The organism is Planotetraspora thailandica, from assembly GCF_016863335.1.
Lineage (GTDB): Bacteria > Actinomycetota > Actinomycetes > Streptosporangiales > Streptosporangiaceae > Planotetraspora > Planotetraspora thailandica.
The window spans coordinates 21,086-43,171 of sequence record NZ_BOOR01000064.1 but is presented as its reverse complement, the minus strand read 5'-3'; the positions used below and the strand labels follow the sequence as shown (position 1 = coordinate 43,171).

13 protein-coding genes and 2 riboswitches are annotated in these 22,086 nt (G+C 70.0%); of the genes, 4 read left to right on the top strand and 9 right to left on the bottom strand.

Annotation, left to right across the window (positions count from 1 at the left end; translation table 11 throughout):
• Nucleotides 1-17 precede the first annotated feature (17 nt).
• A complete protein-coding gene (locus tag Pth03_RS33755) occupies nucleotides 18-779 on the top strand; it encodes a cobalt-precorrin-6A reductase (RefSeq protein ID WP_203948522.1) in 762 nt (253 codons plus the stop codon).
• On the opposite strand, the gene Pth03_RS33750 is transcribed toward Pth03_RS33755, so the two are convergent.
• Genes Pth03_RS33750 through cobG form a run of 3 tightly spaced genes read right to left on the bottom strand, consistent with a single transcriptional unit; the run spans nucleotide 767 to nucleotide 4,174 of the window.
• Nucleotides 767-2,263 (bottom strand): precorrin-2 C(20)-methyltransferase, encoded by a 1,497-nt coding sequence (locus tag Pth03_RS33750; protein WP_203948521.1) that lies wholly within the window; start codon nucleotides 2,261-2,263, stop codon nucleotides 767-769. The genes Pth03_RS33755 and Pth03_RS33750 overlap by 13 nt on opposite strands.
• A 4-nt stretch (nucleotides 2,264-2,267) precedes the next feature.
• The gene (locus Pth03_RS33745) at nucleotides 2,268-2,888 is read right to left on the bottom strand and encodes a precorrin-8X methylmutase (RefSeq protein WP_203948520.1); all 621 of its coding nucleotides are present in this window, start codon (nucleotides 2,886-2,888) and stop codon (nucleotides 2,268-2,270) included.
• A complete protein-coding gene (gene cobG / locus Pth03_RS33740; protein WP_203948519.1) occupies nucleotides 2,885-4,174 on the bottom strand; it encodes a precorrin-3B synthase in 1,290 nt (429 codons plus the stop codon). Before cobG ends, Pth03_RS33745 begins: the two co-directional genes overlap by 4 nt.
• 27 nt (nucleotides 4,175-4,201) lie before the next feature.
• A riboswitch (cobalamin riboswitch) is annotated at nucleotides 4,202-4,391 on the top strand.
• 33 nt (nucleotides 4,392-4,424) lie between these two features.
• Here cobG and cobN point away from each other — a divergent pair.
• The gene (gene cobN / locus Pth03_RS33735; RefSeq protein ID WP_203948518.1) at nucleotides 4,425-8,045 is read left to right on the top strand and encodes a cobaltochelatase subunit CobN; all 3,621 of its coding nucleotides are present in this window, start codon (nucleotides 4,425-4,427) and stop codon (nucleotides 8,043-8,045) included.
• 625 nt (nucleotides 8,046-8,670) lie between these two features.
• Here the strand turns inward: cobN and cobO are convergent.
• Together cobO and Pth03_RS33725 are read right to left on the bottom strand one after the other, a co-directional pair.
• Nucleotides 8,671-9,273, bottom strand: coding sequence for a cob(I)yrinic acid a,c-diamide adenosyltransferase (cobO, locus tag Pth03_RS33730; protein ID WP_203948517.1), 603 nt, complete (start codon nucleotides 9,271-9,273; stop codon nucleotides 8,671-8,673).
• Between the two features lies 1 nt (nucleotide 9,274).
• Complete coding sequence (locus Pth03_RS33725) at nucleotides 9,275-11,317, bottom strand: putative cobaltochelatase (protein WP_203948516.1); 2,043 nt, start codon at nucleotides 11,315-11,317, stop codon at nucleotides 9,275-9,277.
• Nucleotides 11,318-11,429: 112 nt separating this feature from the next.
• Nucleotides 11,430-11,558, bottom strand: a riboswitch (cobalamin riboswitch).
• Nucleotides 11,559-11,719: 161 nt separating this feature from the next.
• Here Pth03_RS33725 and Pth03_RS33720 point away from each other — a divergent pair.
• Nucleotides 11,720-12,073: an STAS domain-containing protein gene (locus Pth03_RS33720; RefSeq protein WP_203948515.1), complete on the top strand. Its 354-nt coding sequence runs from the start codon at nucleotides 11,720-11,722 to the stop codon at nucleotides 12,071-12,073.
• Nucleotides 12,074-12,077: 4 nt separating this feature from the next.
• Here Pth03_RS33720 and Pth03_RS33715 read toward each other — a convergent pair whose 3' ends face one another.
• The 4 genes from Pth03_RS33715 to Pth03_RS33700 all read right to left on the bottom strand — a co-directional run bounded on the left by Pth03_RS33715 (nucleotide 12,078) and on the right by Pth03_RS33700 (nucleotide 19,328).
• Nucleotides 12,078-13,199, bottom strand: coding sequence for an SGNH/GDSL hydrolase family protein (locus Pth03_RS33715; RefSeq protein WP_203948514.1), 1,122 nt, complete (start codon nucleotides 13,197-13,199; stop codon nucleotides 12,078-12,080).
• Nucleotides 13,200-13,319: 120 nt separating this feature from the next.
• Nucleotides 13,320-16,442, bottom strand: coding sequence for a fascin domain-containing protein (locus Pth03_RS33710; protein ID WP_203948513.1), 3,123 nt, complete (start codon nucleotides 16,440-16,442; stop codon nucleotides 13,320-13,322).
• A 474-nt stretch (nucleotides 16,443-16,916) separates the two neighbouring features.
• Entirely contained in the window at nucleotides 16,917-18,065 is a 1,149-nt protein-coding gene (locus Pth03_RS33705; protein WP_203948512.1) for an oxalate decarboxylase family bicupin, read from the bottom strand.
• A 60-nt stretch (nucleotides 18,066-18,125) separates the two neighbouring features.
• Entirely contained in the window at nucleotides 18,126-19,328 is a 1,203-nt protein-coding gene (locus tag Pth03_RS33700) for an Nramp family divalent metal transporter (RefSeq protein ID WP_203948511.1), read from the bottom strand.
• A 538-nt stretch (nucleotides 19,329-19,866) separates the two neighbouring features.
• On the opposite strand from Pth03_RS33700, the gene Pth03_RS33695 reads away from it, so the two are divergent.
• Nucleotides 19,867-22,065: an RICIN domain-containing protein gene (locus Pth03_RS33695; protein ID WP_203948510.1), complete on the top strand. Its 2,199-nt coding sequence runs from the start codon at nucleotides 19,867-19,869 to the stop codon at nucleotides 22,063-22,065.
• Nucleotides 22,066-22,086: the final 21 nt, after the last annotated feature.

The window sequence follows — 22,086 nt, the reverse complement described above, 5'->3', positions numbered from 1 at the left end:
ACGAGGAGGACCATCGCATGCGCGTGCTGATCCTGGGAGGCACGGCCGAGGCGCGGGCGCTGGCGGCGGCGCTCGACCCAGAGCCCGGCGTTCACGTGGTGTCGTCGCTGGCCGGACGGGTGAGCAACCCGCGCCTGCCGGTCGGCGAGGTGCACGAGGGCGGCTTCGGCGGGCCCGACGGCCTCGCGGCCTGGCTCCGCGAGCACGCCGTCGACGCCATGGTCGACGCGACCCATCCGTTCGCCGAGCGCATGACAGCGTCGGCGGCGCAGGCGGCCGAGCGCACCGGCGTCCCGCTGCTGGTGCTGCGACGCCCGGGATGGACGGAAGGGCCCGGCGACGCCTGGCACCGCGTCGCGTCGCTCGGCGCCGCAGCGGAGCTGCTGCCCTCCCTCGGCCGCCGGGTGTTCCTCACGACAGGACGCAGGAGCCTTCCCGCCTTCACGGGCGCCTTCACGGCCGTCGAAGGGTTGTGGTTCCTCGCCCGGTCGGTCGACCCGCCGGAGCCGCCCATCCCGGCCAACGTGCACGTCGTGCTCGCCCGCGGGCCGTACACGGTGGAGGGCGAGCGGGCCCTCATCGCGGAGCACCGGCTCGACGTGCTCGTCACCAAGGACAGCGGCGGGCAGATGACCACCGCCAAGCTGGTCGCCGCCCGCGAGCTCGGCCTGCCCGTGATCATGGTGGACCGGCCGCCCCTGCCCGGCGGCGTACGGCCGGCCGAGACCGTCGAGGCCGCCCTTGAGTGGGTTCATGAGGCGGGGCTTCACGCGGGGTAGCGGCGTGGGGTGTAGACGACCCGGCCGCCTTCCCGCTCGACCACACGGGTCGTCGACGACCCGACGAGCAGCAGGCAGCGCATGTCGACGGTCTCCGGGTCGAGCTCGCCCAGCGTGGTGACCGTGACGCTCTCCTCGGGACCGCCGACGTCGCGCCCGACGACCACGGGCGTGCCCGGGTCGCGGTGTTCGAGCAGCAGGTCGCGGGCGGCGGCGACCTGCCAGCGGCGGCTGCGCGAGGCGGGGTTGTAGACGGCCAGCACCATGTCGGCCTTCGCGGCCGCGCTGATGCGGTCTGCAACGACCTCCCACGGCTTGAGCAGGTCCGACAGCGACACCACGCAGTAGTCGTGGCCGAGCGGCGCACCCGCCCTGCTCGCCACCGCCTGCGCCGCGGTCAGCCCCGGGACGATCCGCACGGGCACCTCGGCGAACCTCGGCTCGGCGGCGGCCTCGAGCACCGCACTGGCCATCGCGAACACGCCCGGGTCGCCGGAGGAGACCACCGCCACCCGCGCCCCGTCGAGGGCCATCTCCAGCGCGTGCCTCGCCCGCTCGGCCTCGACCCTGTTGTCCGTCCGGTGGCGGCGCTGGCGCGCGTTCGGCGGCACCCGGTCGACGTACGGGCCGTATCCGACCAGGTCGGTGGCGTCGTCGAGCGCTTCCTGCGCCTCCGGGGTGAGCCACGGGCGCCCTGCGGGGCCGAGCCCGATCACCGTGACCCGGCCCGGCCGCTCGTCCGCGGCCGGCTCCGGCACGAAGGTGCGCTCGGCCGGGCTGGGGAGCAGGGCGAGGGAGAAGTACGGCACCTGCGACGGGTCCACGTCCTTCAGCGGAGCGATGCGCTGCCCGCTCGTGGTGGCGCGCTCGACGTACCACGCCTCGTCGAGCCGCCCGGCCTCGGCGAACGCGTCCCGCACCTTCTCGAAGGTGCGGCCCAGCTTGAGCACCGCGGCCGAGTCGGCGGCCCGCAGCTTGTCGGCCAGCACGTCGGCCGGAAGCGTGCCCGGCAGCACGGTCAGCGTCTCCTCGCGCTCCACCAGCGGGCGGCCGAGCACCGCCGACGCCCCGCTCACCGAGGTCACGCCCGGCACCACCTCGGTCGTGTACCGGTGGGCCAGCCGCTTGTGCATGTGCATGTACGAGCCGTAGAAGAGCGGGTCGCCCTCGCACAGCACGACGACGACCCTGCCCGCGTCCAGGTGGACGGCCAGCCGGTCCGCGCAGACGGCGTAGAAGTCGTCCAGAGCGCCCTGGTAGCCGCCGGGGTGATCGGTCGTCTCCGTGGTCAGCGGGTATTGCAGCAGCTCTTCGATCTGCCCGTCCCGCATGTACGGCAGGGCGATCGACCGGGCGATGCTCCGGCCGTGCCTGGCGCTGTGATAGGCGATCACATCGGCCTCGCCGATCAGGCGGGCCGCCTTCACCGTCACCAGCTCGGGATCTCCCGGGCCGAGCCCGACACCGTAGAGCCGACCTGTCATCGCGTCACTCCCGCTCACTTGCGATGGCGTTGACCGCCGCCGCCACCATCGCGCTGCCGCCCCTGCGGCCGTGCACCACCAGAAACTCCAGGTCGCTTTCCGCCAGCGCCTGCTTCGACTCGGCCGCGCCGATGAAGCCCACCGGGATGCCGAGCACGGCTGCCGGGCGCGGCGCACCGGCTTCCACTAGTTCGAGCAGGCGGAACAACGCGGTCGGCGCGTTGCCGATCGCCACGACCGCTCCGCCCAGCCGATCGCCCCACAAGTCCAGCGCCGCCGCGCTGCGGGTGGTGCCGAGCCGTTCCGCGAGGCCGGGCACCTCCGGGTCGCCGAGCGTGCACACCACCGCGTTGTCGGCGGGAAGCCGCCGCCGCGTGACTCCGGAGGCGACCATCTGCGCGTCGCACAGGATCGGTGCGCCGCCCCGCAGCGCCTCGCGGGCGCGGGCGACGACGCCGGGCGACCAGGCGAGGTCGTCGACCAGGTCGGTCATGCCGCAGGCGTGCACCATCCGCACCGCCACCTGGGCCACGTCGGCGGGCATGCGGCTGAGATCGGTCTCGGCCCTGATCGTGGCGAACGAGCGCCTGTAGATCTCGGCGCCGTCCCGTACGTAGTCGGTCACTTTTCCCCTCTGGCTTCAGGCGTGGACGTCCTGAACGCGGCGACGGCGGCGGCCGTCTCGTCCACGTCGGAACCGGTACGGCGGTCGCCGTCCAGCTCGATTCGGTATCCGTGGCCCGTGGCCACCACCTCGACGACTGTGCCGCGTGGCCGGCCGCAACGGCGTTCGCATCCCGCCCAGTGGACGGGCAGCAGGTGAGCCGCCTGGGTGGAGGCCTGTGTGACGGCGCGGGTGGCGTCCGCCTGCACGTCGGCCAGTGACTTCGCGCAACCGGGCCGTCCTGTGCAGGCGCTCACCCCGGCCCAGGGCGAGGACGGATCGGCGACGAGCCCGGCCTCGGTGACGGCCCGCGCCCAGCGGGCGGCCGACGCCGGGGCCAGGTCCGGCACGATGACCGTCCGCCATGGCGTGAGCCGGGTCTCCCCCTGCGTTTCCCGCGCCGCCTCGGCGAGGAGGTGTGCCTGAGCGGCCGACAGCCGACCGAGCGGCACCACGACCTCCAGCGCCACCCGCCCGTCGGTCTGATCGTGTGTGCCGGGCCGGGGCGTGCCGCCCGCATTACGGGTGGTTCCGTCAGCGACAGCCGGGTCGCCGGGGCGCAGCCGGGCGGCGACACGGGCGGGCCCGTTCTCCAGCTCGGCGATCCGCCATGCCGAACCAGGCCCGGCCACCTCTTCCGGCACGGCCAGTTCGTCCAGGAACGCCTCCGCGGCGGCCAGCATGACGCCGACCGCGTCGTCAAGCGCCTGGACGATCCCGGCCTCGACGCCTGCGAGCAGGACGGCCCATGCCGTACGGGATCGGGCCAGGAGCGTGACGTCGGCGCCGAGCCCGGCGACGTCGCCCGTGCCGTCGTCCAGCGCGAACAGAAAGCGTCCCGACAGGCCGGCGAGCCGGGGCCGGGCGCACAGCGCCGAGTCGAGGGCCTCGACCAGCGGGCGCACGTCGATCAGGCTCGTGTGCACGCGCCCCGACAGCGGGGAGGCGACGATGTTGCGCACCCGTTCGTGGGTGTCGGACGGGAGAAGGCCTGCCGCTGCCATCCGGGTCGCGAAGGTCTCCGGCGACCCCAGCCCGCGCACCTGCACGTTGGCCCGGGAGGTCAGCTCGACGACCCCCGCGCCCAGCTCGGCGGCACAGGCCGCCAGTTCGTGCAGCTGTGAGGGGGTGAGAGCGCCGCCGGGAACGCGGATGCGGGCGAGTCCGCCGTCGGCGGCGGTATGCACCTGTAGCGCCCCCGGACAGGCGTCAGGGTGCGCGCGTCCGGAAAAGTCGGCTATCGCCACGAAGAGGATGCTAACGCCAGTTATTGCATTGCATAGGGCTGCCGTAGTCTCATCGGTAAGCGACGGCACAGGGAGGAAGCCGGTGGAACACCGGCGCGGTCCCGCCACTGTGACCAGGGAGTGACCCCCATCACGGGCCACGGTCCGGCAACGGACGGGAAGGCCGGGGTGAGCGTCGATCTGGGAGCCAGGAGACTCCTGCCGCCGCGACACCCACGACCGGGGCGAGGACCCCGAGGGAGGAACCCCCGTGCGCCCGACGCCGTCCGACACCGCGACCGTCCTGCTGCTGTCCACCTCCGACACCGACCTGCTCAGCGCCAGGGCCAGCGACGCGCCCTACCGTCTGGGCAACCCCGCACGGCTGACCGCCGACGACCTGCCCGCCCTGGTGGAGGGCACCGACGTGGTGGTCGTACGGCTGCTCGGCGGGCGCAGGGCCTGGGAAGAGGGGCTCGACGCGCTGCTCGCGGGCCCGCGTCCGGTGGTCGTGCTCGGCGGCGAGCAGGCGCCCGACGCCGAGCTGATGGAGCTGTCCACGGTCAGCGGCGGCACCTGCGCGGAGGCCCACGCCTACCTCGCGCACGGCGGCCCCGCCAACCTGACCGAGCTGCACAAGTTCCTGTCGGACACCGTGCTGCTCACCGGGCACGGATTCGCGCCGCCCGCGGCCACCCCCACCTGGGGCCGCCTGGAGCGCACGCCCCGCCGTACGGAAGGTCCCGTCGTCGGCGTGCTCTACTACCGGGCGCATCACATGGCGGGCAACACCGGGTTCGTCGAGACGCTCAGCCAGGCGATCGAGGACGCGGGCGGCCAGGCGCTGCCGATCTTCTGTTCGTCCCTGCGCACGGCCGAGCCGGAGCTGTTCGACACCCTCCGCGCGGCCGACGCGCTGGTCGTCACCGTGCTCGCGGCCGGCGGATCGCGCCCGGCCACCGCGTCCGCGGGCGGCGACGACGAGGCGTGGGACGTGGGCGCGCTCGCCGACCTCGACGTGCCGATCCTGCAGGGCCTGTGCCTCACGACCAGCAGGCAGGCCTGGGACGAGAACGACGACGGCCTGTCCCCGCTCGACGCGGCCTCGCAGGTGGCCATCCCGGAGTTCGACGGCCGCATCATCACGGTGCCGTTCTCGTTCAAGGAGATCGACCCCGACGGGCTCACCGTCTACGTCGCCGACCCCGAACGGGCATCCCGCGTCGCCGGGATCGCCGTACGGCATGGCTTGCTGCGGCACACCCCGCCCGCCGAACGGCGGCTGGTGGTCATGCTGTCGGCGTATCCGACCAAGCACTCACGGGTCGGCAACGCGGTCGGCCTGGACACCCCGGCCAGCACGGTCAGGTTGCTCGCCAGGCTCGCCGAGGCGGGCTACGACCTGGGCGAGGGCCTGCCCGGCATGGCGGATCAGGACGGCGACGCGCTCATCCACGCCCTCATCGCCGCGGGCGGCCAGGATCAGGACTGGCTGACCGAGGAGCAGCTCTCGGGCAATCCGGTGCGCATCTCGGCCGCGTCCTACCGCGAGTGGTACGCCACGCTGCCCGAAGACCTGCGTACGGCGATGGAGCGCCACTGGGGGCCGCCGCCGGGCGAGCTGTTCGTGGACCGGTCACACGACCCCGACGGCGAGATCGTGCTGGCCGCGCTGCGCGCCGGGAACCTCGTCGTGATGGTCCAGCCGCCGCGGGGCTTCGGGGAGAACCCGATCGCCATCTATCACGATCCCGACCTGCCGCCCAGCCACCACTACCTGGCCGCCTACCGCTGGCTGGCCGCCGACTTCGGCGCGCACGCCATGGTGCACGTCGGCAAGCACGGCAACCTGGAATGGCTGCCGGGCAAGTCGGCCGGCATGTCGGCCGCATGCGGTCCCGACGCGGCGCTCGGCGACCTGCCGCTGGTCTACCCGTTCCTCGTCAACGACCCCGGTGAGGGCACCCAGGCCAAGCGGCGCACGCATGCCGTACTGGTCGACCACATGGTGCCGCCGATGGCCCGCGCGGACACCTACGGCGACATCGCCCGGCTGGAGCAGTTGCTGGACGAGCACGCCACGATCGCCGCCATGGACCCGGCGAAGCTGCCCGCGATCAGGGCGCAGATCTGGACGCTGATCCAGGCGGCCAAGCTCGACCACGACCTCGGGCTGGACAACCGGCCGCACGACACCGAGTTCGACGACTTCCTGCTGCACGTCGACGGCTGGTTGTGCGAGGTCAAGGACGCCCAGATCCGCGACGGGCTGCACGTGCTGGGTGAGGCGCCCACCGGCAAGGTCCGCGTCGACCTGGTGCTCGCGATGCTGCGCGCCCGGCAGATGTGGGCCGGCAAGGAGACGCTGCCCGGCCTGCGGGAGGCGCTGGGGCTCGCCGAGGACGGCAGCGCCGCGCTGGCGAGCGTCGACCAGGCGGAGGCGACGGCGCGGGCCCTGATCGAGGCGATGGAGGATCGCGGCTGGGACCCCGGCGCGGTCGGCGGCGTCGTGGAGACGATCCCCGGCGACAGGCGCGCGCTCGTCGCACGGATCCTGACCTTCGCCGCCACCGAAGTGGTGCCCCGGCTGGCCCGCACCACCGACGAGATCGACCATCTGCTCCACGCCCTCGACGGCGGCTACGTTCCTGCCGGGCCGAGCGGCTCACCGCTGCGCGGGCTCATCAACGTGCTGCCGACCGGCCGTAACTTCTACTCCGTCGACCCGCGGGCCGTGCCGAGCAGGCTGGCCTGGGAGACCGGGCAGGCGATGGCCGACTCGCTGCTCGAGCGTTACAAGGCCGACACGGGCGACTGGCCGCGCTCGGTCGGGTTGTCCATCTGGGGAACCAGCGCGATGCGCACCGCGGGCGACGACGTCGCCGAAGTGCTCGCCCTGCTCGGTGTGCGGCCGGTCTGGGACGAAGCGTCGCGCCGGGTGACCCACCTGGAGCCGATCGCCTCGGATGAGCTCGGCCGCCCCCGCATCGACGTCACCGTGCGCATCAGCGGCTTCTTCCGCGACGCGTTCCCGCACGTCGTCGCGATGCTCGACGACGCCGTGCGACTGGCCGCCGGGCTCGACGAACCCGACGAGCTCAACTACGTGCGCGCCCACGTCACCGCCGACCAGGCGGGCCACGGGGACGCCCGGCGGGCCACCATGCGCATCTTCGGCTCGGCGCCGGGCGCGTACGGGGCCGGGCTGCTGCCCCTCATCGACAGCAGGAACTGGCGCGACGACGCCGACCTCGCCGAGGTCTACGCCGTCTGGGGTGGCTTCGCCTACGGCCGCGATCTGGACGGCGTGCCCGCCAGGACCGACATGGAGAGCGCCTACAAGCGGATCGCCGTCGCCGCGAAGAACGTCGACACCCGCGAGCACGACATCGCCGACTCCGACGACTACTTCCAGTACCACGGCGGCATGATCGCAACGGTGCGCGCGCTCACGGGGACCGCCCCGGCCGCCTACGTCGGCGACAGCACCCGCCCCGACGCCGTGCGCACCCGCACCCTGTCGGAGGAGACCTCACGCGTCTTCCGCGCCAGGGTCGTCAACCCCAACTGGCTGGCCGCGATGCGGCGGCACGGCTACAAGGGCGCGTTCGAACTGGCCGCGACCGTCGACTACCTCTTCGGCTACGACGCCACGACCGGCGTCATCGCCGACTGGATGTACGACAAGCTGACCGAGACGTACGTGCTCGACCCCGAGAACCAGGCGTTCATGGCGAAGTCGAACCCGTGGGCGCTGCACGGCATCGCCGAACGTCTGCTGGAGGCGGCCGACCGGGGCATGTGGGAGCACCCGGACCCCGACATCCTGCGCGGCCTCCAAGAGGTCTACCTCAAAACCGAAGGCGACCTAGAAGACACCCAAGGCGCATAACCCCTTGCGCGTGATCATGCACCCCCTTGGCGGCGTGATCACGCCCCCCCTGGGCATGATCATGAACCCCCTTGGGCATGATCATGAACCCCCTTGGGCGTGATCATGCAGAAGTTCGGGCGCAGGCCATCTGACCTGCGCCAACCATTTCCGTGATCATGCAGAAGTTCGCCAGAACCGGCGGTGACCTGCGGCAACACGATTCGTGATCATGCAGTTCTTCGAGTACGGCAGACCCGACCTGGGAAAACAGCTCGCGCGATCATGCAGATTCGCGGAGAAACGGGGCCCGACCTGGGGCGACAAGTCACGTGATCATGCATCCAGGACTCGCGTGCATGATCACGTACGACGTCGTCGCTGTTCGGAAGCACAGTGCACGAAGAAGTGCATGATCACGAAATACATCGTCCCAGGCCAGCCTGGCCGTACGCGAACTTCTGCATGATCACGAAAATTGTCGGCGCAGGCCAGGAGTGCCGTAAGTGAACTTCTGCATGATCACGGCAAGCGGCGGCGCAGGTCAGGAGTGTCGCACGCGAACTTCTGCATGATCACGAGTACGGGGCGGGGGCCACGGGCGAGGGCCACGGGGGTGGGGGCCACGGGGCGGGGTGGGGGGGATTTACCATTCGATGCCTTTTTGGCCTTTTTGGCCGGTGTCCATCGGGTGGCGGATCTTGCCCATCTCGGTCACCAGGTCCGCGGCCTCGATCAGCCGGTCGGGGGCGTCCCTGCCGGTGATCACGACGTGCTGGGTGCCCGGCCGGGAGGCGAGCGCCTCCAGCACGTCGTCGAGGTCGAGCCAGCCCCATTTGAGGGGGTAGGTGAACTCGTCGAGCACATAGAAGCGGTAGGTCTCGGCGGCCAGGTCACGCTTGATCTGTTCCCAACCCTCCCGGGCGTCGGCGGCGTGATCCTCCTCCGTGCCGGGACGCTGGATCCAGGACCAGCCCTCCCCCATCTTGTGCCAGGTCACCGGCCCGCCCTCGCCGCTGGCGCCGAGCACCGTGAGGGCGCGTTCCTCGCCGATGCGCCACTTGGCCGACTTCACGAACTGGAACACCCCGATCGGCCAGCCCTGGTTCCACGCGCGCAGGGCCATGCCGAACGCGGCGGTCGACTTGCCCTTCCCCGGCCCGGTGTGGACCATCAGCAGCGGCCTCGTCCTGCGTTGCCGCGTGGTGAGGCCGTCGTCGGGAACGCTGGCCGGCTTGCCCTGTGGCATGTCAGACCGCCTTTCTGTACGCGCGACCCTCGCTGCGGTGGTCGCGGACGAGTGCACCGAGGTCGGACAACGCGTCGAGGGCGACCGCCTCGGCCCCCATCAGACCCGCCAGCCGTACGGCAAGGCCGAGCCGTACCGGGCCGGTCTCGCAGTCGACGACCACGCTCGTCACGCCGCGCAGCAGCGCGGCGGCCCGGTCGACGTCGCCTCCGGCCGTCGCGCGCCCGTCGGTGACGAGCACCAGCAGGGGCCGGCGGGCGGGGTCGCGCAGGCGCTCGACCCGCAGCACGTCGGCGGCGCGGGCCAGTCCTTCCGCGAGGGGTGTGCGGCCACCGGTCGGCAGGGAGCGCAGCCGGGCGGCGCCCGCCTCGACCGACGAGGTCGGCGGCAACGCCACCTGGGCCGCCGAGCCCCGGAACGTGACGAGCCCGATCTTGTCCCGCCGCTGGTAGGCGTCCAGCAGGAGGCTCAGCACGGCGGTCTTCACCACCGTCATGCGCTTGCGGGCCGCCATGGAGCCGCTGGCGTCGACGACGAACAACACCAGGTTGCCCTCGCGGCCCTCGCGGACCGCCTCACGCAGATCGCCCTCGCGGATCAGCAGTCCGGGCCCGGTCCTGCCGCGTTCCCGCTGGTACGGCGCGGCGGCCAGCAGCGTCCCCATCAGGTGCACCGACGCGGCACGGCCTTCGGGCAGCCGCGAGCCTGTTGTGCGGCCGTGCGGGGTGCGCGCCCGCGACCGCCTGCCCGACGCGCCCTCGCCCAGCCCCGGCACCTTCAACACCGGCACCCTGTACGGCTCGGCCGCCGCTGCCACCTGTTCGGCTCCGCCGCCTTGCCCGGACGGTTCCACCTGCTCCGTCTGCGGCCCGCTGTCGGCGCCGGAAGAAGGAGCGGAAGCACCCGGGCCGGAAGCCTCACCCGGGCCGGCCTCGGACGGCTGCCCGGGAGGCGGCGTGCCCGGCTCGTCCGGGGAACCCGAAGGTCCGCCGGAAGGGTCGTCGTCCGGGGGGCTGGGAGGGTCGTCGTCCTGGGATGTGCGCTCGAGCAGGTCTTCGAGCAGCGACTCGTCCAGGCCCGGCGCGTCGAAAGGGTCGCGGCGGCGGCGGTGGGGCAACGACAGCCGGGCCGCCGCACGCACGTCTTCTGTGGTGACCACGTCACGGCCCTGCCAGGCGGCGTGCGCGATGGCGGCGTTGGCAGTGACCAGGTCGGCCCGCAGGCCGTCGACCTCGAACCCCGCGCACACCGTGGCGATTTGGCGCAGACGGGCGTCGGGCAGTCGGACGCCGGGCAGCAGAGCCCTGGCCGTCGCGATCCTGTCCGCGAGGGCCGCCTCGTCCTCGGTCCAGCGGGCGGCGAATCCGGCGGGGTCGGCGTCGAAGGCGAGCCGGCGGCGCACCACCTCGGCCCGGTCGTCCGGGTCGCGGGAGGCCCGCACCTCGACCGTCAGCCCGAATCGGTCGAGAAGTTGCGGCCGGAGCTCGCCCTCCTCGGGATTCATGGTGCCGACCAGCAGAAACCTGGCGGCGTGCCGTACGGAGACCGATTCCCGTTCGACATAGCAGGTGCCGAGGGCGGCCGCGTCGAGCAGCAGGTCGACCAGATGATCATGGAGGAGGTTGACCTCGTCCACATAGAGCACGCCGCGGTGGGCCGCCGCGAGCAGGCCAGGCTCGAAGGCCTTCACCCCCTCGACCAGCGCCCGCTCCAGGTCGAGCGAGCCGACGAGCCGGTCCTCCGACGCTCCGACGGGCAGCTCGACCAGGGCGGCGGACCGCTGCGTGCGCTGGGCGTCCGGCTCGTGCGGCCCGTCGGGGCAGCCGGGGTCGGGAGCGTCGGGGTCGCAGGCGAACCGGCAGCCGGCGACCACGGCGACCTGCGGCAGCTGCGCGGCCAGCGCGCGCACGATGGTCGACTTCGCGGTGCCCTTCTCCCCGCGCACGAGCACACCGCCTACCCGGGGTGATACGGCGTTGAGCACCAGGGCCAGCTTGAGGTCGTCGAGGCCGACGACGGCGCTGAACGGATAGGTGACGTTCAAGGGGTGGCCTTCCGGGTCGGCACGGCGGTCCGCGGGAAAGCGGGCGCCGTCAGCCCGGGGGGAACGGCACGGTCACGCACGGCGGATCCTCCTCAGGGATGACGCGTCCCACGGCATGAGGCCGCGGCAGCCAAGCGACCTGGCTCCCAGGATCACCGTCCTGGTCACAGTGGCGCGTCCGCACCGGAATCTCACCGGATTTCCCTTGGACAACCGCAAAACCTACCGGAACGTACCTTTTCCTCCCGATCGCGTCAACCGACGTGCCGCATGTCACCAGAGTGAAAGGAGCGAAGAACCGAGCAATGTGACGGAGACCACCCCCGCCCGACCCTCAGAACAGGCCGACCTAGGCTTCTGTCTCAGGGGGCATCACTCCGCGACGCGACGGAGGTGAGCAGAATGCAGGAATTTCGCGTCTCGACCGAGCGCCGGCCTCCGTTCACCGTCATCCACGTCTGCGGAGAACTGGACATCGCGACGGAGCCGCGACTGCGTGAGGAGGTCCAGGCCGCCCTCGCCCATCCGACGCCCCGGCTGCTCTTCGACCTCACCCGTCTCGACTTCGTCGACAGCACCGGACTGCAGATCATCTTCGACACCTACGTCGAGTTGGGCCGGGGGGACCGGGTGGCGGTCTGCGGCCTGTCGCCTCGGGTGAAAAAGGTCTTCGACGCCCTCGGGCTCACCGCGGAGATGGCGGTCTACGGCACGGCGGCCGAGGTGATGGCCTCCCTCGGCACCGATCCCTGGTGACAGTTCACCACCGTCGGTCGAACCAGCCGAGGTCGACGGCGTCGGCGATGGCCCGCAGGCCGGCCTCGTTCGGATGCAGGTGGTCGCCCGTGTCGTAGGCCGGCAGGAACATCTGCGGGTTGCCGGGGTCCCGGGTCGCGAGGTCCAGGTCGAGTACGGCGTCGCAGTCGCCTCCTTCGCGCACGAACTCGTTGTACGCGACCCTGGCGTCCTCCGTCTCCTGCGACCAGGCGTCGAAGCCGCGAAACGGCGTCAGCGTCGAGCAGATGAACATGATTTGCCTGGCGTGGGCGCGGGAGATGAGCTCGCGAGTCGCGGCGATCAGCTGCGACGCCGTGGGCGGCGGATCGGACGAGGCCAGATCGTTGATCGGGTCGTCGGAGAAGATCACCCAGCGGACGCCCGGCTGGCTCAGCACGTCGCGCTCGAACCGGTCGGCCGCGCTCTGCCCCGCCCCGTCGGCCAGCAGGCGGTTGCCGCTGATGCCCTGGTTGAGCACGCCGACCACCCGGCCGGAGGTGGCCAGGCGGGAGGCCAGCCGGTTGGGCCAGCGCCGGTTGGCGTCGAGGCTGGAGCCGACCCCGTCCGTGATCGACGCACCGAGCGTGACGACCGTCCCCTGCGAGGAGGCGTTCCGCACGTCGACGTTGGCCAGGAAGAAGTAGCTGCCGGCCTCCTGAGCCCCGGAGAGGGTGGCGTCGCCGCTGACGTCGCCGGAAGCGATGTAGTTCGTCTGCGTCGAGGTCTGGTGCAAGGTCGAGGGCCCGGTCGGCTCCGGCAGATGGAGGCTGACGGCGAGATCCGACCGCGCGGAAACGGTGATGCCGGCGGCGTCGCTGACCGCCAGCCCGCCTGCGGGGACGGTGACCGAGCGCCGCCCGCCGAAGGTCACCACCGTGTCGGTGGCGGGATCGACGCCGGATCCGCTCGTACGGCGGGCCACGTGCACGTCGTCGATGACGACCGGCCGGGTGCCGAAGGCGTTGGACAGGTGGATGCGGACCGAGGTGCCGCCGATGCTGGTGTGCACGATCTGGCGGACGGTCTGATCGGTGAAGCTCTGCCCGCCGTCCTGGGGCGAGGCGGACCAGGTGCCGGTCCAGGGAACGGGGTTGGTGGCTGGCATGGTCACGACCATCGGGGTCAGGGCGGTCACGAAGGCGGCCGCCGGTCTTGTTCTGTGAACACCGGAGCCCGGCGGGTCAGCCGACCCGCCGGGCCCGATGTGGGGGGGTGAGGAGATGGCTTAGTTGGTGATGAGGTCGAACGACTCCCACGGGCCGATCGCGTCCCTGTTGGCGATCAGCGGCTGCGCGCCCGCGCCCTCCGCGCAGACGTACTTGCTGTTCACCCCCGCCCTGAGGCTGACGGAGCCGTCCGGGTTGTTGATCAGCTGGAAGGTCTCCCACGAGCCGGCCGTCGGCCGGTTGGCGATCAGCGCCGCCGCCCCGGCGTTCTCCGCCGTCACGAACTGGCTGTTGCTCCTGGCCTTCAGCGCGATGTTGCCGTTGCCCAGGTTGACGCGGTCGAACTGCTCGTTCGTGCCGATGGCCGTCGCGCTCGCGATCAGCGACGAGCCGGTGGGCGCGGTGACGTACAGGTTGTTGGCCCGGGACCGCAGGCTGACCGTCCCGGCGCCGGAGGACCCGGTGGTCACCCGCACGGCGTCGACCATGCCGACGGCCGTCGACTTGTTGACGATCTTCAGGGTGTGCTGTCCGTTGGACAGCCCGGTCTTGCTGTACACGACCTGCTGCACCTGGCGTCCGCCGGACACGTTCAGGTTGACGTTGGTCTGGAAGACGTTGTCGATGTAGACGTCGACGTTGCCCATGTCGCCGTTGCGCTCGGACAGGTAGTCGATGCCGGTTCCGGTGAAGGTGTAGGTGGCGGTGGCGCCCACGGTGTTGGTGTGGTGGGTGTCGTCGTTGTAGTCGCCGTAGCCGCGGGCCGTCGTCTGGTACCAGTTCGCGTCGTAGGTCAGCTCGGTGTCGTTGATCAGCGAGTTGCCCGTCTGCGGGGCCGTGCCGAGGGCCGAGGCGGTGCCGCTCAGGGTCTTGACGCCCTGGTTGGCCGTGCCGGTCAGCGTGGTCGAGGTGTAGCTGCTCAGCGGCTTGGCCGTGCGCTCGACGACGTAGACCGTGTTGGCCGCGGTCGGGAACGTGATCTCACCGTTCGAGCTGGTGGTGATGATCGCGTTGTCGGACGCCCTGCGCACGCGGACCTGCTGGGTGCCCCACGGGTTGACCACCGTCGCCTGCTTGCCGTACTGGCTCTTGAGCCCGACGTACTTGATCTCGCCTGCCTCGCGCTCGGAGCTGACGAGGAAGCCGTCCTTGGCCAGCAGGGTGAACTTCCCGACGAACGACGAGTCGGACGGCACGGCGGGGAACACGCGGATCTTGTCGTTGTAGCTCTGCAGCAGCGTCTCGTTCATCGCCGTCAGGTGCACGCCGAGGTACTCGAAGACGCCGTTGGTGTTGTTGGTCATGCCGTTCGGGTAGTTCTGGTACTTCTGCAGCATCGTCTTCATGCCGTTGTACGCCTGGTCGCCGAGGCCCAGCCGGGCGGCCTGGACGGCGTCGTTGGCCCACACGTTGCCGTACGGGAACGGCCGCTGGTTCCAGGTGTTCAGCGCGGTCTGGTAGTCGGAGGAGCCGATGCCGGTCAGGTCGTACGGCCAGATCAGCTCCGACGAGACGTTCTCGCCGTTGCGCGTCTGCGAGATCGGCGGCTGGTGCGGCTGGTAGGCGCCGTTCGACACGACGTACGGCGTGAGGTGGTCGAGCACGTTCTGCCAGGTCGACCGGAGCCCCGCGTCGACGCCGAGCTGCTGGCTGACCTGAATGGTCAGCGGGAAGATGCTGCGCACGGCCGCCAGGTCGGTGATCGCGTTCTTGACGTTCCAGTACGTCTCGTGCGAGTTGGAGTTGGCCATGTAGTACGTGTTGGTCGCGCTGTCGTAGGACAACATGGCCGAGTAGAACTTCGCGGTCTCCCGCATGAACGGGTAGGCGACGTTCTGCAGGTAGGTGGCGTCGTTGGTGTAGCGGTACCGCATGTACATGCTGTAGGCGGCCTCGTAGCCGGTCGACAGGATGTTCTTGGTGTAGTCGCTGCCGGTCGTGCCGCGCGCGTTGCCGTCCCAGCCCATGGTCTCCGGCACCCACAGCCCGTCCACGCCGTACCTCGTCTGCGTGTACGCCTTCAGCGCGTTGTAGTTGCGGCTGTAGAGGTTGTTGTGCCGGTCGGTCAGGTCCGGGTGGTTGGAGGCGAGGAAGGAGAGGTACACGTCGCGCTGGTTCCAGTACCAGTACGCGTTGCTCCACTTGCTCTGGTCCTGGGTGGCACGGAAGACGCCGTTGATGAAGTGCGCGGGGTAGTTGCCGAAGCCCGCCGCGGCGATCATGTACGTGCTCAGGTAGTAGACGTTCTCCATGTAGTCGGCGTCCTTGGACCCGTTGGAGTACTGGACGAACGACTTGTTCCAGAACGCGTGCCAGAAGTTCTTGTAGTTGGTGAACGTCGTGGCGTAGCCCGTGGCCTTGACCGAGGACAGCTGGTTGCGGGCCTGGGTGACCGAGTCGCGGTTCGGAGCGTTGATCCTGCTCGCCGCCGTGAGCCAGATCGTGTAGCTGGAGGTCGGCGTGATGTTCAGCCGCACCTTCCGCCCGTCGACGACCTGGGTGGTGAAGTTCGCGCCCTCCACGGTGGCCGCCATCGAGTAGCCGAAGCCGTTCGCGTCGGTCTGGCCGCGGCTGAAGCCGGCCACGTTGGCGTCGGAGAACGTGGAAATGGTCTTCCAGGTGTTCAGATCCGGCACGTCGGCCATGTTGGTGACGGTCGCCGGGTCCCACATGCTGAGGTCGAAGGCGACGTTGGAGACTCCGCCGCGGGTGTCGTCCACGTGGATGCCCATCACCTCGGAGTTGGGCGAGCCCATGATGGTGACGGTGCGGTTGGAGTCGTACTTGGTGGTCAGCGTCCCGTCATAAAGGGAGAGGCGCTGCTGGTAGGTCGAATACCCGCTGTCCATCGCGGGGGTCGTGTACAGGTTGGCCAATCCGGCGGCGTAGGCCGACTGCTCCGACAGGTCGACACCCGACACCTGCATCGTCAGCCCGTTCTGGTTCCACACCATGGCGCCGGTACGGCCGTTGCCGACGGTCAGCCCATAGAGCGGGTTGGTGTTGGGGCGGTTGTAGACGATGTCGTGCTTGGACATGTAGCCGGCGTAGTCGACCTTGAGCGCTCCCGCGGTCTGGTCGAAGGCCGAATCCGTGGTCGAGGCCTGCGCGGGCGCGGCCAGGCCGCCCGCCGCCAGGGAACCGGCGAGAAATAACAAGGCAAGGGACCGCAGCACCCTCATCGACATGTTCTCCCTTACTCGCTGCTGCTGTGACACCTCCAGGCAGCGGCCTCGCCTGGCCGTACCTCGATCGAGCGCGTGCCTCCGCCCACGCCGAGATCGCCAAGGGTGCGGGGGGACGCGAAACCTGGCAGGGGGACGGCTCGGCCGCCACGACCGGTGATCGGCGACCGGCCGTGGCGGTCTCACCGCCCCCCTGCGCAGCGAACGACCGGCGCGAACCGGCACGGACGCAAAGGCCCGACCGGTCGCACCCATCACAGCTGCAGACTGTTACGCGTAGTTAACATTGGATGTCTTTGGCCGTCAAGAGATGTCAGGGCGGTGACATCCCGCCCACGAATCTGGGCATTTGTGACGCCACAGCCTGCGATCTGCGCGGATTTTGCGGGATCGCCACGATTCGTGGCGTCCAAAAATACATCCGATGTATCAAGATCATCTTGGCGTCGACTGTTTGTACCGATCCAGAGGTCAGCGCACGACGCTGTGCTTCTGCTTCGGCAGCGCCTCGATCATCGACCGCGGCACGTTGAGCGTGTCGGCGCTGACTTGCGGCGGCAGGTTGGCCATCCACTGGGTGGCTGAAATGTCCTCGAAACGCGGGTTGCGGAACATCTCCAGGAACACGAGCGGTTCCTTCCCGAGATTCTCGATGTAGTGCCCGTAGGCGAACGGCACATAGCCGACGTCACCGGCCTGGAAGTTGAACGTCCGTGCCAGGCCGGAGCTGGCGAACACGCCCATACGGCCGAATCCGGAGATGTAGTACTGCCACTCGTCGTCGGTCGGATGCCAGTGCAGCTCGCGCAGGCCGCCCGGGTCGACCTCCACCAGGGCGGCGCAGATCGTGTCGGCCGCCGTGAACGACGTCGAGTCGACGATCCGCACCCTGCCCCCGTCGAACTCGATCGGGGCCTCCGACAACATGGCGTGCTTGAACGTCCGGGGCACGTCGCCCGTGGGGCTGACCACCCGGTCGGACTCCAGGGACGGCGGCACCTGGCCCTTGAAGATGTACTTCTCCTTCTCCGGCATGTTCGCCATCTGCTCCATGGACCAGCCGAAGTTCTTGGCGAGCACGCTCTTCGGCGTGCGCGCGAAGAAGTCGCTGGCCATGAAGGTGGAGTTCTCCGAGAACGCGCCGTCGTCGAAGACCAGCAGGAACTCCACGCCCTCCTCGAGCGCCTGGATGTAGTGCGGGATTCCCTTTGGGAAGAACCACAGGTCTCCCCGCCGCACGTCGTCGAGGAAGTTGCGGCCCTCCTGGTCGACCGCGCCGATCCGGCAGCTGCCCTCGAGCACGTAGGCCCACTCGGCCTCCTTGTGCCAGTGGAGCTCGCGATAAGCGCCCGGGTTGAGGTGCATGTCGACCCCGGCCAGCGTGGTGGCGATCGGCAGTTCGCGCTGCGTCACCTCCCGCGTCCAGCCGCCCTCCTCGATCCGGGTGTGCGCCATCGAGAAGGAGAACTTCATGTTCGGGACGGTGCCGTGGTCGGTCACCGGCGGCGTGAGCAGATCCGGGTTCTGAATGTCGAGTTCGACGTTCCGGGGGCCGGTGTCGACGCCTCCCTGGCCGTCGCGTTGCGGCTGCGGAATCTGCCTTTGTGTGCGGTCGGGCATTTGAGCTCATCCTTCAATCGATGCGATAGAGAGAAATTCCGCGCATTTGGCCCGGAATCATCAGAAGAGAAGCGTGAACGGCAGGCTCACCCCGAGCGTTGCGACCACCGCGCCCGCCACACCCGCGACGCGTGTCGTCAGCGGGGCGTTGACGAGCGGGCCCATCAGCGACCTGTCCCGGCAGAACCAGACGAGCAGGAACAGGGCCACCGGCACGCCGAGCGAGATCACCACCTGGCTGGCGACCAGCAGACCGGTCAGGGGCACGCCGAGGGTCAGCGCCAGCACGGCCGGCGCCATCGTCAGGACCCTGCGCAGGTACGGGGAGATCCGCCAGCCGAGGAACCCCTGCATCACCACGTCTCCGGCGAGCGTGCCGACGCCGGCCGACGAGACGCCCGACGACAGCAGCGCCACGGCGAACGCCAGGGCGGCGAGGCCGCCGATCCTGCCCGCAAGCTCCCCGTGCGCGGCGACCAGGTCGCCGGTCCACGCCCCGCCGGTCGCCGCGCCGAAGCCGGCGCCGAAAGCGATCATCGACACGTTGATCACGGTGGCGACGCCGAGGGCGAGCACGCAGTCGAGCCGCAGAGCCCTGCGCACGAGCCCGGGGCTGCGCCGCACCGCGTCGGTGCTCATCCCCCGGCCCTGGACCAGCGCCGAGTGCAGGTAGACGGCGTGCGGCATCACGGTCGCACCCACGATGCCCATGGCCAGGACGAGCGACCCCGCGCCGTCCAGGCCCGGCAGCAGGCCGCCCGCCAGCCCGGCTGCCGACTGGTGCCCCACCACGACGATGTCGTACAGCATGCCCGCGCCGACGAGCAGCAGGGCGGCCGCGCTCATGAGCTCGAACCGTCGGGTACGGCCCTGCCTGCGCAGTTCCAACATCAGCAGGGAGATCACGGCGGTCAGGGCCGCCGAGATCGCGACGGGCATGCCGAACAGCAACCGCATGCCGATGGCCGCGCCGACGAACTCGGCGAGGTCGGTCGCCAGCACCACCACCTCCGCCTGGACCCACAACATGCGGGTGCCCCAGCGGGGCAGGCGTTCGCGGCAGAGCTGGGGAAGGCTCTTGCCGGTGGCCATCCCGAGCTTGGCCGCCTGGAACTGGACCAGGATCGCGACCAGGCTGGCCACCACGACCACCCACACGAGCAGATAGCCGTACGTGGCGCCGGCGGTGAGATTAGTGGCCACGTTGCCCGGATCGACATAGGCGATGGCCGCGACGAAGGCGGGGCCGAGAATCGGGGCCATCCGCGAACCATGGGATTCACTCGCACGATCGGCGGGCGTCCCCTTGCCCATGAGTTCCCCGGTAGCCGTCGTCTTGCTGCGAACGATCACGTGCTTTTTCCCGTTCAGGTCGACATCTGATAAGTCAGCTTTTTCCGCTTATCAAGAGAGAAGGGATTTGATGCACGAATACCCGAGGCGGTAGATGACAACACGACCGACGCCGCCAGAAGAAAGTAAATAGACGGCAGTCCCCCGAGAAGACATTAATAGCGTTCAAAATCGGAATTTTCCGAAATTGCGGGGCGCTTGCGCGTCATTTCCGGACCACTTCCAGCCGGCACCCGAACCGCCTCTCGCCCGACGCCCGGCCCCGCGCGCGGCCCGGAGCGCGTCAACAGAGGCTTGACAGCCTAATTGACAAAGAAACTTTACAGTTGTACGGTTCCGGCCGTACGCCGCCGGTTGGACGCGCACCCGGGCGGGGGTCCTTCGCCCACCGGCCACCACCCCCCTGCGGTGGGCCCTGCGGGGCACACCGTGCACACGAGGAGACCGTGTGACTCTGCGACGCCGACATCGGCCATCACTCCCCCTCCTGGCGGCACTCGCCGCCCTGACCTCCACGCTGGCCCTCGGGGCCTTCCCGGCCGCCCCCGCCCAGGCGGCGGTGCCGACCGGCCTGACGACCGTGGTGAACGTGAGCAGCGGCAAGTGCGTGGACGCGCGGGCCGCCGCCACCGCGAACGGCACGGCCGTACAGCAGTACGCGTGCAACGGCACCGGCGCCCAGCTGTGGCAGTTACAGGCGACCGGCGGCGGCTACTACCGCGTCAACGTGAGCACGAACACCGCCCAGTCATGGGACGTCAAGGACGTCTCCACGGCCGACGACGCGCCGATCCAGCTCTGGAACTACGTGGGCGGCAACAACCAGCAGTGGCTGCCCGTCGAGGAGGCCGGCGGCTCCTACCACTTCGTCAACCGCTACAGCGGCAAGTGCCTCGACGTGCCGGCCGCCTCCACCGCCGACAGCGTCCAGCTCGGGCAGTACACGTGCAACGGCACGGCGGCGCAGTCTTTCACCATGGGAACTCCATCGACTCCGCCCCCGCCCCCCGGCACCCCCGATCTCGGGCCGAACGTCCTGGTCTTCGACCCGTCGATGCCGGCCGCGACCATCCAGAGCCGCCTCAACTCGGTCTTCTCCCAGCAGGAGTCGAACCAGTTCGGGGCCAACCGGTACGCCCTGCTGTTCAAGCCGGGCGCCTACAACGTCGACGTGAACGTGGGCTTCTACACCCAGGTGCTCGGCCTGGGCATGTCGCCGGACAACGTCACGATCAACGGGGGCGTGCACGTCGAGGCCGACTGGTTCCAGGGCAACGCGACCCAGAACTTCTGGCGCGGCGCGGAGAACCTCTCGGTCAACCCGCCGTCCGGCACCGACAGGTGGGCGGTCTCGCAGGCTGCGCCGTATCGGCGGATGCACGTCAGGGGCAACCTGCAGCTCGATGACGGCGGCTGGTCGAGCGGCGGGTTCATCGCCGACTCCAAGATCGACGGCCAGGTGCGCTCGGGCTCGCAGCAGCAGTGGTTGTCGCGCAACGCCCAGTGGGGCAGCTGGACGGGCTCCAACTGGAACATGGTCTTCGTGGGAGTGAACGGCGCGCCCGCCAACACCTTCCCCGCCCCGCCGTACACCACGGTCGCCACAGCTCCGGTGACGCGGGAGAAGCCGTTCCTGTACGTCGACTCCGCGGGCGCCTACCAGGTGTTCGTGCCCGCGCTCCGGACCAACTCCTCCGGCACAACCTGGGCGAACGGCACGCCGGCCGGGTCGTCGATCCCGATCGGCCAGTTCTTCGTCGCCAAGCCGGGCAACACGGCGGCTGAGATCGACGCCGCGCTCGCCCAGGGCAAGAACCTGCTGTTCACTCCGGGCGTCTATCACCTGAACGACACGATCAGGATCAACCGGGCCGACACGGTGGTGCTCGGCCTCGGCCTGGCCACTCTCATCCCGGACAACGGCGTCACCGCGGTCTCCGTGGCCGACGTCGACGGCGTGAAGATCGCCGGGTTGCTGATCGACGCGGGCACGACCAACTCGCCGACGCTCATGCAGGTCGGCCCGTCCGGGTCGTCCGCCGACCACACGGCCAACCCGACCTCGCTGCACGACGTGTTCTTCCGGATCGGCGGAGCCGGCGTCGGCAAGGCCACCCAGAGCCTGGTGATCAACAGCTCGGACGTCATCGGCGATCACATGTGGCTCTGGCGGGCCGACCACGGCAGCCGCGTCGGCTGGACGTCGAACACCGCCGCCAACGGCCTGATTGTCAACGGGAACGACGTCACGATGTACGGCCTGTTCGTCGAGCACTACCAGCAGTACCAGACCATCTGGAACGGCAACGGCGGCCGGACGTTCTTCTACCAGAACGAGCTTCCGTACGACCCGCCGAACCAGGCGGCGTGGATGAACGGGAGCACCCAGGGCTACGCCGCCTACAAGGTGGCCGACTCCGTCACCACACATGAGGCGTGGGGTCTGGGCAGCTACTGCTATTTCAACGTGAACCCGGGCGTCGTCCTGGCGCACTCTTACGAGGCGCCGAACAAGCCGAACGTGCGGTTCCACAGCATGGTCACGGTGTCGCTCGGCGGCACCGGCACGATCAGCCACGTGATCAACAACACCGGAGGCCCGTCCAACTCGGCCGGCAATGTGGCCAACTGGGTCAGCTACCCCTGACCTGGGGACGCCCCGGGAGGC

Coding starts and splice junctions, on each gene's coding strand:
- Pth03_RS33705 (WP_203948512.1), bottom strand. CDS start 18,065: ATGCCCGACCGCACACAAAGGCAGATTCCGCAGCCGCAACGCGACGGC.
- Pth03_RS33715 (WP_203948514.1), bottom strand. CDS start 13,199: ATGCCAGCCACCAACCCCGTTCCCTGGACCGGCACCTGGTCCGCCTCG.
- Pth03_RS33755 (WP_203948522.1), top strand. CDS start 18: ATGCGCGTGCTGATCCTGGGAGGCACGGCCGAGGCGCGGGCGCTGGCG.
- Pth03_RS33710 (WP_203948513.1), bottom strand. CDS start 16,442: ATGAGGGTGCTGCGGTCCCTTGCCTTGTTATTTCTCGCCGGTTCCCTG.
- Pth03_RS33720 (WP_203948515.1), top strand. CDS start 11,720: ATGCAGGAATTTCGCGTCTCGACCGAGCGCCGGCCTCCGTTCACCGTC.
- cobO (WP_203948517.1), bottom strand. CDS start 9,273: ATGCCACAGGGCAAGCCGGCCAGCGTTCCCGACGACGGCCTCACCACG.
- Pth03_RS33750 (WP_203948521.1), bottom strand. CDS start 2,263: ATGACAGGTCGGCTCTACGGTGTCGGGCTCGGCCCGGGAGATCCCGAG.
- Pth03_RS33700 (WP_203948511.1), bottom strand. CDS start 19,328: ATGGCCCCGATTCTCGGCCCCGCCTTCGTCGCGGCCATCGCCTATGTC.